Source organism: Pseudomonas sp. GV105 (assembly GCF_003058185.1).
Lineage (GTDB): Bacteria > Pseudomonadota > Gammaproteobacteria > Pseudomonadales > Pseudomonadaceae > Aquipseudomonas > Aquipseudomonas veronii.
In genome coordinates, this window is record NZ_QBUF01000015.1 from 1 (window position 1) to 11,294 (window position 11,294).

The following is an 11,294-nucleotide window of genomic DNA, read 5'->3' on the forward strand; positions in this document are numbered from 1 at the left end:
GAGATGATGGCGATGGGCAATACCACGCTGTTTTTGGATGTGTTTCCGTTGCATGCGTTTTATAAGGAGCGGGGGTTGGGGTTGCTTGAGACCTGTCTTCGGTCGCGCAAGAATATTTATGACAAGGCTCAGCCACCCGTGCTATGGCCCATCGGAAACGAGACACTAGAGTTTGGTACGAATCACAGTGAAATCCTGAAAGCTTTCGAGGCAATTGAAGCTGGCAATATCGCCAAAAGTGTTGAGTATCTCGCTGACCACGAACAAAGAAACATCCTTCAGCCAGCCATGTATACCGACCAAAAGCTGGTAGCCCTGCTGCGTAGTAACCATCTTTCCTATGTCACAGGCATACCGTCCGGGGCCGCGCAAGCCATTGAGCTAACGCTGGCAAATCAATGCCGCCCCGTCGAAGATGATCGAACCATTGAATTCAGCAACAGCCCTATCGCTAACCTGGCCGATATCGATCAACGCATGGCCTTCGTGCTCAAGGCTGCGGCGAAATTTGATGCACTGCTGCGTAGCAATGAGCGGCAGCGAATCGAACAGGCGCTAGAAGACATCGCTGAAGACCGGGGTGTCCGATGAGCCGGATCACGCAGATCGGTTGGCGACGTGTTGGGCTAGGACTGATCGCTGTCGTACTTTTCTTAGGGTTAGCGATACGTCTCGGCACCGATGAACCGGAGATTGCATTGACGCCTGGCGAACCCTGGGAAGATATGCGCCAGCGCTCCAGCGCAAAGATTGGCCCAGCCATTCCGGGGCATCACTGGTTCAGGGCGCCCAAATCCGATGCCCGACTGCGGCTCGTAGACCCTCAATATGGATTCATAACTCCTTTGGCCCGTTTCTTCACGATAGGCTTCGATGATGAGCAAATCGATGGCATCCGCATGTCCCCTCAAATCGAACCGCTATTGCTCGATGACACGCTTGAAATCGTGCTGGACTTACAGGAACAGTGGCGCAAAGGTGGCTGGACCCCCATCCATATAAAAGACGACCCACCCTTCGCCGACACCCCTCAATGGCGTGCCCGCTTGCGGAACGTGAACCTGGGCGGTACGTCCTATTGGCAAGCGGCGGACAAATACCAAGTGATGATGGTGGTCAATCGCTTCAAGGACGTTCGACATCCCACTGAAGAACGCTATCTCATCAAGCTGCACCTGGCCGCGCCGTGGATACCGCAATGATCAGATACCCACTTTGGCGCCGGCGAACCGAGGGTTGCTTAGACGCCCGGCTGCGGCTCGTAAAGCCTGAATATGGATTCGTGCCCCCAGGCTCGCTTCTTCACAGTGAGCTTCGAGAGTAATGGAAGGGTCAGCAGTGTCCGCATTTCCCCTCAGGTCGAACCGCTTTTTGCTCAATGACACGCTTGAAGTCGTACCGGATTTACAAGAGCAATGAAGCGGCATTTTGACCGCGCGCCTTCAGTTCGCTGGCCGCAGCAGCTGCATCTGCTGGCGATAGTCATCCGTCACCTGCCGCGCCTGGCTGCTGCTGGTGATCACCTTCGGCGTAATCAGCACAATCAGCTCAGTGCGGTCCTTGGATTTGCTGGTGTTGCCGAACAACCAGCGCAGGCCGGGGATTTTCCCCAGGTACGGCACGGCACTGACGCTCTCGCTGTTGTCCTGTTTGATCAACCCGCCGAGCAATACGGTCTGCCCGCTCTGCACGGCGACTTGCGTCGAGACTGAACGCGTGGAGATACGCGGATTCACCGGCGTGTCGCTGCTGCCGGTCTGGTTCTCGGCATCGCTGACCTGCTGCTGGATATCCATGTACACCAGGCCGCCCGGATTGATGCGCGGCACCACGTCCAGAATCACCCCGGTCTGCACGTATTCGACGCTGCTCAGGGTGGTGTCGGCATTGCCGGTGTTCACCGTGGTCTGGCTGATAGGAATGTTGTCGCCCACCTGGATCTGCGCCGGCTGGTTGTTCATCACCACCAGCGACGGCGCCGACAGCACCTGGGTGCGGCCGTTGGTTTCCAGGGCATGCAAGGCCACTTGCAGGTTGGAACTGACGAAGGAATAGAACAACGAATCCGACGCCCCCAACCCTGCCCCGCCACCGCCCAACGCGCCCTGGCTGCCGGAGGCGTTGGCGACTGTGGTGCTGGTGGAATTGCCGGCCAGGCGACCGAGGTACCACTGCACGCCAAGGTCCAGTTCACCGGTGAGTTTGACTTCGAGGATGCGCGTCTCGATCTGCACTTGCAGCGGCGGATTGTCGAGGCGTTTGATCGCGGTTTCGATCTCTTTCCATTGCGCCGGGCGGGTACGCACCAGCAGTTGGTTACTGCTTTTTTGCGCGGTGATGCGGGTGCCGGCTTCGAGGCTTTTATCCGGTGCCGGTTCGGACGCTTCGGCGACGGGCTCGGGCTCGTCGGCAGGCGGCGGCGGGTTCTGCAGGCCACCGGTATTGTTGTTGAGCGATGACAACGTGGTGGTGCGCAACCCCGGCGCGACCTTGGCCGGCGTATCGTCCTTGATCGCGCCGTTGCCGTAGATCTGCCGCAGGTACTTGGCCAGGTCCGAGGCCTTCATGTTGCGCACGTCGTACACATACATCTGCGGCTCGTTGCCGCCGCCTTCGTCGATGGTGCGAATCCAGTCACCCACCTCGCTGAGGTACTGCGGCTGGGAAGAAATCGCCACCACCGAGTTGGTCCGCTCGATCGGCAGAAAGCGCAGCATGCCCGCCAGCGGCATGCCGCTGTCCGGGCCGAACATGGCTTGCAGCTCGGGCATCAGCTCGGCCACCGACGCGCGTTGCAAGCCGAATACGCCCACCGACATGCCCTTGAGCCAGTCCACATCGAAGGTGTCGATGGTGGCCTGGTAGTTGGCCAGTTCTTCCGGGGTGCCGGCCAGACTCAGCACATTGCGCGCCGGGTCCACCAGCAGAAAAGCGTTTTCGCGGGCGAACGGCTTGAGCAGTTTCTGCATCTCGGTGGCGGAGATATAGCGCAACGGAAACAGCCGCGCCGACAGGCCGTTGGACGGTGGCGCCAGGTTCATCTGCGGCACCAGCTTGCCCGCCACCGCCTGGTTGGCCGGCAGGATCACGTAGCGGTTGCCCTGTTTGATCATGGCGTTGTCGGTCCAGGACAACAGGGTTTCCAGGATCGACAGCGCCTGCTGTTTGTCCACCGGCTTGGAGGTGGAAAAGCTGACATTGCCTTTCACGCCTTGGGCGATGCTGTAGTTCTCGTGCAACAGGTCGCCCATCACGCTGTTGATCACCGCTTCGATCGGCTGGTCGGCGAAGTTGAACACGATATCGCCGCCCTGCTCTTTCGCCGGCAGGCTGGCGCTGGGTGGGCGCACGAATTGCTGACTGCCCCGCCTCATCTGGCGTTGGGGCGCTACCTTCGCCGCGGGCTGCGGGCTTTGCGCGGCGGGCACCTCACTCGGCGGGCGTTGCGCGCCGGTGCCTTGCATGGCTTCGTGGAGTAACGCGTCGTCCGCGTCGAGGCGGTCGGGCAGTGAGCCACAGCCGCCCAGGGAGACGGCGGTAGTCAGGCAAAACAACGAGGTGCGCAGATCGATCAAGGGAAGGGCTCGCGAGGCAGAGAAATCGGTGGCCGGGTCGACGGCGGCGGCAAACGCTTGGCGTACAGGTTCAAGGTTTGCGTGCGGCCGTCCAGGGTGAAACGGGCGGATTGCGGCGTGAGGTGGTCCAGGCGCCAGCCGTTGGGCAGCACCTGGCCCAGGCGTACCGTCAGCGGGCGGCCGTCGGCCTGCTTGAGCATCGCCATTTGCAGATTGCCGGTGATCAGGATGCCGCTCAGGGTCAGGTTGGCCAGGCTGCTGGCCTGGGTGTTGCCGACGGCGCGATCGGGGCTGCGATCCGCGCTGAACAACGGCGTTTGCCAGGTGCCAGCGAGGCTGTCCAACGTCACGCTGGGGGCGACTTGCACCCGCGCAGAGGAATGCCCGCGCACCGCCGGTGCGGGCAGCCACTGCGGCTCGTCGCCGATGCTGCTCAGGATGAACGCCATCAACAGGCCCAATGCCCCGACCAGGCCGAGCAAGCCCCATTCCAAGGGGCGCAAGACACCGATCATCGGGCCACCTGCGGTTGCAGGTAACCGCGCACCAGCACCTGCACCACCAACTGCCCCGCCCCGCCGCTGGCCGGCGCCTGTTTGCCACGGCGGATGCGCAGCTCATCGACGAACAGAAACGGCGGCTGGTATTCCAGCTCATGCAGGATCGCGGTCAGCGGTTCGATGGCGCAATCGAGGGTCAGGCTGACCTGCACCTGTCGATACGGTTCGCCGTCGTCCTGCTCCGGGGTGATGGGTTTGCGCTGGGTCAGGCTGCAGCCGCCGCCGAGGTTGGCGTGGCGGCTGATCAGATCGGCGAGGCGTTGCATCAGGTCGGCGGCGACCCCATCCGGGTCATCCCCCGGCAGCAGGCTGGTTTGGCTGGCCGGGTCCTGGCGAGCCTGCTCCAGTTGCTCGCGCAGCGCATCACCCTGGCGCAACACGCCGGCATAGCGTTGCTGCTGTTCGCGCAGTTGTTCGGCCTGTTCGCCCATGGCACGCAAGGGCCCGGCGAACCAGCTGTCGATCAGCAGCCAGTACGCCGCGCCGAGCACCACGGCCAGGATCAGCAACGCCGTGCCACGGCGTTCACGGGGTGTGAGGGGTCGGCGCATCGGCGGCCTCCGGGCGAAGGTGGGCACGCAAGGCAAACTGATCCTTGCCGCTGCGCGCATCGGGTTGAATCACGCCTTCGAACTGCGCATTGTCCAGGCGGTGACAGCCTTTGATCCGGGTGATCAGGGCGCTGGCCTTGGCGCTTTGGCCGGAGAAGGCAATCTCGCTGCCCTTGATGTCCAACTGGTCGAGCCAGGTGTCGGCGGGCAGGCATCGGGTGAGGTCGTCGAGCAGCGCCACCAGCGGCGGCTGGGCCACCTTGCGCCGGGTCAGGTACTGCACCGCGCCACGGGTGGCGAGCAGTTGCTGACGCAGCGCATGCACCTCGGCGACCTGGGCCTTTTGCTGCTGGACGCTGTCGTACATGGTGTCGAGCACGCGCTGGCGGTCGTTGAGCCACAGCAACATCGCCGCAATCAGCAACGCGCCGCACAGCCACGGCAAGCTGCGTTGCAAACCCTTGCCCGGCGGACGCGGACGCGGGCGCAAAGGCGCGGGCAGCAAGTCGATGCCCAGGTCGCCGACATCCACGCGATGCGGCTGCAGGCCGAGGGCGGCGCAGTCGCTGAGGATCTGATCGAGGCGCTCGCGCAGGATCGCCACCAGCGTCACCTGCAGTTGGGTCGGCGTGCGCCGTTCCTGGCGTGCGACGAAGTACAGCCGGTCGGCCTCGAACGGCGTGTAGCGATCCAGTTCATAGCCGACCACGGCGCTGAGGTTGCGCGCAGCGGCTACGGGCAAGTGGATGGTTTGCAGCAGCACGGCATCGGCCGCGAGCACCAACACATGCCGCGCATTGCCCGGCGCCGACGCGACCGGCTCGCTCAACGGCCAGTGCCAGCGCTGCTCGGGCGGCTCGCGCAACGCCAGCCACGCCGGCACACACACGCGCAGCTCCGTGAGCCACAGGCGCCAACCTTGTTGCAGTAGGCTGCCACGCCAATAACGGGCGATGGGTTCCAGTCGATTCATTCTTGCCAACGCAACACCCGGTAGGGTTGTGCGCCGTCCTCCGTTGGGCTCAATAAAACCGTGACTTGCAGGCGTGCTTCATAGCCGCCGGGGCGTTGTGCGCGGCTGTCGACCACCAGCACCTCGCCAGGGTCGGCGCCCTGTGCGCTCTGCTGCGGCAGGTTGAGGGCCTGGCGCATCAGCGCGCTGGCGAACGCCGGAGCGGGCCGATCCAGGTCGCTCCACAAGGTGAGCTCGGGCAGCAATTGGCGGTACAGCGCCTGGCTCATGCCGGGCAATTGGCGCACTTCTTCGAGCACGCGAAACGGCGCCAGCCCCTGCTTGCGCCGTGCGTCCAAGGCCTTGGCCACCTGCGCGGCCTGCGCCGGGCTGGCGCCGCAGGCCAGGGCCAGGCGCGTGAGGTCGTGCGCCTCGGCGTTGACCAGGTACAGCTTGCCGCGCTCGCTGCGCAGGCTGACGTGCAACTGCGCGTCATCGAAGGTCAGGAGCCTTTCACGGCCGTCGGCGATCCAGTGCCGATCGGCCATCGCCAGGGCGACGCCGGCTTGCGCTGCGAGCTCCGTCTGGGTGTGCTGGCGATGCCACAGCGCCTGGCGACTTTCCAGCTGCACCCAACCGGCCAATCCACCCAGCAACACACTGAGCAAGGCCAGCACCCACAGCACCAGCAGCAGCGCCGCCCCGCGTTGCCGCCTCATTCGCCCGACGCTCCGCTGGCCAGGTTCAAGCGCAAGGCAATCACCTGAGTGACCCACGGCACCGGCCCGTCGACATGCGCGGCGATCCGCACCGCAGCGGGCAAGCGCCGGGGCCACGGCCACTGGTCGATCCATCCGGTGGGTTGGCCCAGGGGCGATACGCCGCGATAACTGAAGCGCAGCGCCGCAAGGTTCGTCAGCAGCACTTGCGGCGCATCGCGGGAAGCATCGGCCTGCCGTTCCAACCGCGAGAACCCCACCTGCAAATCCTCGGCGACCCGTTGCAGGGTGAAGCGCTGAATCCCGCCGCCGAGCACACCGGGCAGGGTCGCGACAAACTGCAGACGCTCGGGCTCCCCTAAGAAAAACCCGGCGCTCTGGCGGTCGTCTTCGCTGACATCCAGCGGCAACGCCTCACTGATCGCGGTGCGCAGGAACTGCTGGGCGGCGCGCATTTCGTCCAGGCTCACGGTGTACTGTTGGGCCTTGGCCACCGCGCGATTGGCGCCGAGCAACGCACCGCTGAGCAGCACCAGCAGCACCGCGAGCAAGCTCAGCACCACGAGGATTTCCAGCAGAGTGAAGCCCTGCTCGCGGCGCCTCACTGGCGCACCTTCAGAGTGCTGAACCGGGCCTGGCGCGGCCCCTCGCTGACGATCAGGTCGAGACGATACAGATGGGCTTGCTGACGCACGCAGATCAGTTGCCAGTGGATGCCGTCCAGCGCGCCCTGGCTGACACCTTCGACCAGGCGCCCCGCTGCTTCCTGGTCCAGCACACTGAGGGCGGCATGGGTCAGGCGGTCGCTGTGAGCCGCTTGCGCCAACGAGCGCGCGCTCTGGCCGAAGGCGACCAGCAGCACCGTGCTGCACACCGCCATCAACGTCAGGGCGGCGAGCATTTCCAGTAACGTGAAACCGGCCTGGCGCTTCATGGCAGCGCCTTGGACTGCACGCTGCCGGTTAGCCAGCCAATGTCGATGCGCCAACGCCGGCTACCGTTGGCCAGCAGCAGATGGCCGCCGGTGGAACTGCCGTCGGGATAGAACTCTACGGCGGCGCCGACCTGTTCGGCGGTATGCACGGTGACCTGCAGCTGCGGCGGCCAGGCGTGCGGGGCGCGGCCCGGGGCCTGGAAGGTCAGGCGCTGCAGATCGAATTCGGTCCTGGCCACACGCGCCTCGACAATCGCCGCGGCCCGCGTGGCGCGCAGGGCGTCGACCATCTGCCCGACCACGCGGCGCTCGTTCGCCGCCTGCACGGCCTGGCGCACACCGAGCCCCAACAAGCCGACAGCGAGGCTGATCAACAGGATGACCACCAGCATCTCCAGCAAGGTAAAGCCGCGTTGGGGCATCGGCGGGTTATTCCCAGTTACCCAGGTCGGCGCTGTAGCCGTCGCCACCCGGTTGGCCGTCCTGGCCGTAGAAGATCAGGTCGAAGGCGCCGTGTTCGCCCGGGAAGCGATAGCCGAATGCATGGCCGAACGGGTCTTTCAGCTCCGACAGCTTGGCATACGGCCCGGCCCAACTGCTGGCGTTGCCGGGCTTGTCCACCAACTGCTGCAGGCTGTTGGGCGGTGAGCCGACATCCAGGGCGTAGCTGTCGATTTTCATGCTCAGGCTGGCCAGTTGCGCCTTGCCCGCACCGTACTTGCCCTTGTCCACATTGCCACCGACCTGGCGCACCACGATGGTCGCGACAATGCCCAGCAGCACGATTACCGCGAGCATTTCCAGCAGGGTGAAACCGCTTTGACGGCGTTGAGTTCTCATCGATCGGGTTCCTTGAAGGTTCATATATGGCTGGTCAGGCTCATCAGCGGCAGCATGATCGCCAGCATGATCACGGCCACCAGCAGCGCCATGACCACGGTGAGGGACGGCACCAGCGCGGCGAGCAGGCGCTCGATGCCGCGCCTGGCTTCGATGTCGAAGATGTCGGCGACTTTGAGCAGCATGCTGTCCAGCTCACCGGCCTGTTCGCCGACGTCAATCATTTGCAGGGCCAGGTCGGGCAGCAGCGGTTGCGCACCGAACGCACTGGCCAGGGTGCCGCCGCCTTTCACCGACTCGGCGGCCTCGGCCACTTGGGCTTGTAACGCGCGGTTGGTGCAGACCTGTCGGGCGATGACCAACGCAGGCAGCAAGGCCACGCCGTTGCTCAGCAAGGTGCCCAGGGTGCGTGTCAGGCGCGCCGCTTCGACCCGCTGCAACAGCGGGCCGAGCACGCGCAGGCCGAGCAGGCGGCGGTCGTAGCGTTCGCGGCGCCGGGGGTCGCGCAGGCGTGCCGCCAGGGTGCCCAGCGCGACGCTCGACCCGGCCAACAGCAGCAGGCCGTAGGCGCCGAGGAATTGGCCGAGGGCCAGAATCACTTCGGTGATCAGCGGAATCGGCACGTCCAGGTCCTGGAAGATCGGCACGAACTGCGGCACCACATACGCCAGCAACAACGCCAGGGAGCCGAGCACGCCGACCACCAGGAACGCCGGGTAGATCAGCGCATTGATCACCTCGCCGCGCAGCCGCTGGCTGCGTTCGAGGTAGTCGCTGAGTTGGCGCAGGGTGCTTTCCAGCGCGCCGCCGGCTTCACCGGCACGCACCATGCTCAGGTACAGCGGGGAAAAGGTGCTGCCCTCTTCTTCCAGCGCGGCGGATAACGGTTTACCCGCCTTGACGTGGTCACGGATACGCTCGATCAGTACACGCACTTGAGGCTGGCCGGGCTGCTTGAGCAGCAAGCCCAGGGAACGTTCCAGCGGCTGACCGGCGCCGAGCAACGTCGCCAACTGCTGGGTGAAACTCACCAACGCCGCGCCCGTCAACGGCCCCCGCCGCAAGGCATGGCGCAGGCCCTGGCGGCCGGCGGCGTCGATCTGCAACAGCAGCCAGCCGCGCTTGTGCAGGATCGCGATGGCGGCGCTCTGATCCTTGGCTTGCAGCGTGCCGCGCTGGGTCACGCCCTGGCTGTCGAGGGCACGGAAGGTGAACAGACTCACGCGCCCTCACCACGGGTGACGCGCAGCACTTCTTCCAGCGAGGTGACGCCCGCCACTGCCTGGCGCAGGCCTTCTTCATGCAAGGTGCGCAGGCCCGCACGTCGGGCGGCCTGCTCCAGCGTCGCGGCATCGGCGTGGCGCATCAGCAGGCCGCGCAGTTCGTCGTTCATCACCAGCAATTCGGTGATCGCGCTGCGGCCGTGGTAGCCGCCTTCGGCGCCGGGGCGATAGAGCAAGATCGGGCGCTCATCGGTGAAACGCTGCAGGCCATGTTCCTCGATCAACTCCGGCGGCGCTTCGAAGGCGACGCGGGTCGCCGGGTCCAGGCGCCGCACCAGGCGCTGCGCGAGGATGCCGCTGACGGTCGAGGCGATCAGGTAACTTTCCACGCCCATGTCCAGCAGGCGCGTGATGCTCGCGGCGGCGCTGTTGGTGTGCAGGGTGGAGAGCACGAGATGGCCGGTGAGCGACGACTGGATCGCGATGCGGCAGGTTTCCAGGTCGCGGATCTCGCCGATCATGATCACGTCCGGGTCCTGGCGCACGATGGAGCGCAGCGCGCCAGCGAAGTCCAGGCCGATGGCCGGCTTGACCTGGATCTGGTTGATGCCTTCGAGCTGGTATTCCACCGGGTCTTCGACGGTGATGATCTTGCGCTCGGCGCTGTTGAGCCGCGCCAGTGCGGTGTAGAGCGTGGTGGTCTTGCCGGAGCCGGTGGGCCCGGTGACCAGCAGGATGCCGTGGGGCCGTTCGAGCACATCGAGGAAGGCGGCCAGGCGCTCGCCGTCGAAGCCCAGGCTGGGGAAGTCGAACTGCACGGTTTGCCGGTCGAGCAGGCGCATGACCACCGACTCGCCGAAGCTGGTCGGCACCGTGGACACCCGCAAGTCCAGCGCCTTGCCCTGGATGCGCAGCATGATCCGCCCGTCCTGGGGCAAGCGCCGCTCGGCGATGTCCAGGCGCGCCATGATCTTCACCCGCGAGATCACCGCCGCCGACGAACTGGCCGGCGGCGCTTCGGCGTCGTGCAGCACGCCGTCGATGCGGTAGCGCACCTTGAGTTGGTTTTCGAAGGGTTCGATATGGATGTCCGACGCACGCTGCTCCACCGCCCGCTGCAGGATCAGGTTGACCAGGCGGATCACCGGCGCTTCGGAAGCCATGTCCTTGAGGTGTTCGATATCTTCCAGCGCGCCGCCCTGCTCATCGAGGTTCTCGATCAGGGTGCCCATGGCGGAACGGCCCTGGCCGTAATAGCGCTCGATCAGCGTCTCGACTTCAGTGCGCGGGCCGATGGCCAGCCACACCGGCACATCACAGGCGTAGGCCAGGGCCTGGAAGGGATAATGCTGCGTCGGGTTGGCCGCAAGCACGCGCAGCCCGCCGTGGGCCCAGCCCATGGGCACCACTTGGTAATGGCGCATGAAGCGCTCGGTGAGCGCGGGCAACGGGTCGAGCAACGGCGGCGCGGCATCGGCGAGTAACAGCGGCGCGCCGAGCAACTCGGCCCAGGCGCGCGCCAGTTCGACTTCGGACACCAGCCCCAGGCGCGTGAGCAGGCCGAGCAGGTCGCTGCCGTCCGGGGACAAGCGTCGGGCGCGCTCCAGGTCGACGGTTTTCAGCCCGGCGTGCTGCATCAGCCACACGCACACGCGGTCGGTGTGCGGTATCTGCGTATGGCAGGCATCGATGGGCATTGACGACATAGTGGGGTGTCTAGTTGCGAGAAAGTATGGCTATTTGGAACTACTGGATATAAAAATAAAATGCCATTAGTTCGCCACGCCGCAGTCGGAGTTAACTGGGTTAATCGACTGGAAGTTCCAGCGCTAGTTCCTGAAGCGGGGAAACAAACTGAAAAGAATAGCCTGCGACCGCCTTGAAACAGCCGCGAAAGCCTTGATTTAAAGCCCCCAAGCCGACACCCAAGGATTCAGCTA

General features: G+C 64.9%; 13 protein-coding genes. 2 read left to right on the forward strand and 11 right to left on the reverse strand.

Annotated features, from left to right (window positions below):
* A partial coding sequence (locus C8K66_RS25045) for a DUF2515 family protein (RefSeq protein WP_371928169.1) occupies window positions 1-591 on the forward strand: 591 nt, incomplete at its 5' end.
* Complete coding sequence (locus C8K66_RS25050) at window positions 588-1,202, forward strand: hypothetical protein (protein WP_046486556.1); 615 nt, start codon at window positions 588-590, stop codon at window positions 1,200-1,202. The genes C8K66_RS25045 and C8K66_RS25050, both read left to right, overlap by 4 nt.
* A gap of 240 nt (window positions 1,203-1,442) precedes the next feature.
* On the opposite strand, the gene gspD is transcribed toward C8K66_RS25050, so the two are convergent.
* From gspD to gspE, 11 genes are read right to left on the reverse strand one after another with little or no spacing between them, the layout of a single operon-like run.
* Window positions 1,443-3,566 (reverse strand): type II secretion system secretin GspD, encoded by a 2,124-nt coding sequence (gene gspD / locus C8K66_RS25055; RefSeq protein ID WP_108526361.1) that lies wholly within the window; start codon window positions 3,564-3,566, stop codon window positions 1,443-1,445.
* 5 nt (window positions 3,567-3,571) lie between these two features.
* Window positions 3,572-4,090: a general secretion pathway protein GspN gene (locus C8K66_RS25060; protein WP_108526243.1), complete on the reverse strand. Its 519-nt coding sequence runs from the start codon at window positions 4,088-4,090 to the stop codon at window positions 3,572-3,574.
* Window positions 4,087-4,686, reverse strand: a complete 600-nt coding sequence (gspM, locus tag C8K66_RS25065) for a type II secretion system protein GspM (RefSeq protein WP_017847564.1) — start codon at window positions 4,684-4,686, stop codon at window positions 4,087-4,089. Before gspM ends, C8K66_RS25060 begins: the two co-directional genes overlap by 4 nt.
* Window positions 4,661-5,659, reverse strand: a complete 999-nt coding sequence (locus C8K66_RS25070; RefSeq protein WP_057005694.1) for a type II secretion system protein GspL — start codon at window positions 5,657-5,659, stop codon at window positions 4,661-4,663. The genes gspM and C8K66_RS25070 overlap by 26 nt, the downstream gene beginning before the upstream one ends.
* Window positions 5,656-6,357: a hypothetical protein gene (locus tag C8K66_RS25075; RefSeq protein WP_057005695.1), complete on the reverse strand. Its 702-nt coding sequence runs from the start codon at window positions 6,355-6,357 to the stop codon at window positions 5,656-5,658. Before C8K66_RS25075 ends, C8K66_RS25070 begins: the two co-directional genes overlap by 4 nt.
* Window positions 6,354-6,962: a prepilin-type N-terminal cleavage/methylation domain-containing protein gene (locus C8K66_RS25080; RefSeq protein WP_079444300.1), complete on the reverse strand. Its 609-nt coding sequence runs from the start codon at window positions 6,960-6,962 to the stop codon at window positions 6,354-6,356. Before C8K66_RS25080 ends, C8K66_RS25075 begins: the two co-directional genes overlap by 4 nt.
* A complete protein-coding gene (locus C8K66_RS25085; RefSeq protein ID WP_108526245.1) occupies window positions 6,959-7,291 on the reverse strand; it encodes a type II secretion system protein in 333 nt (110 codons plus the stop codon). Before C8K66_RS25085 ends, C8K66_RS25080 begins: the two co-directional genes overlap by 4 nt.
* The gene (locus C8K66_RS25090) at window positions 7,288-7,713 is read right to left on the reverse strand and encodes a prepilin-type N-terminal cleavage/methylation domain-containing protein (protein ID WP_108526247.1); all 426 of its coding nucleotides are present in this window, start codon (window positions 7,711-7,713) and stop codon (window positions 7,288-7,290) included. Before C8K66_RS25090 ends, C8K66_RS25085 begins: the two co-directional genes overlap by 4 nt.
* A gap of 7 nt (window positions 7,714-7,720) precedes the next feature.
* Window positions 7,721-8,131 (reverse strand): type II secretion system major pseudopilin GspG, encoded by a 411-nt coding sequence (gspG, locus tag C8K66_RS25095; RefSeq protein WP_156422917.1) that lies wholly within the window; start codon window positions 8,129-8,131, stop codon window positions 7,721-7,723.
* Window positions 8,132-8,151: 20 nt separating this feature from the next.
* Window positions 8,152-9,354, reverse strand: coding sequence for a type II secretion system inner membrane protein GspF (gene gspF / locus C8K66_RS25100; RefSeq protein WP_108526249.1), 1,203 nt, complete (start codon window positions 9,352-9,354; stop codon window positions 8,152-8,154).
* The gene (gene gspE, locus C8K66_RS25105; RefSeq protein ID WP_057005699.1) at window positions 9,351-11,060 is read right to left on the reverse strand and encodes a type II secretion system ATPase GspE; all 1,710 of its coding nucleotides are present in this window, start codon (window positions 11,058-11,060) and stop codon (window positions 9,351-9,353) included. Before gspE ends, gspF begins: the two co-directional genes overlap by 4 nt.
* Window positions 11,061-11,294 lie beyond the last annotated feature (234 nt).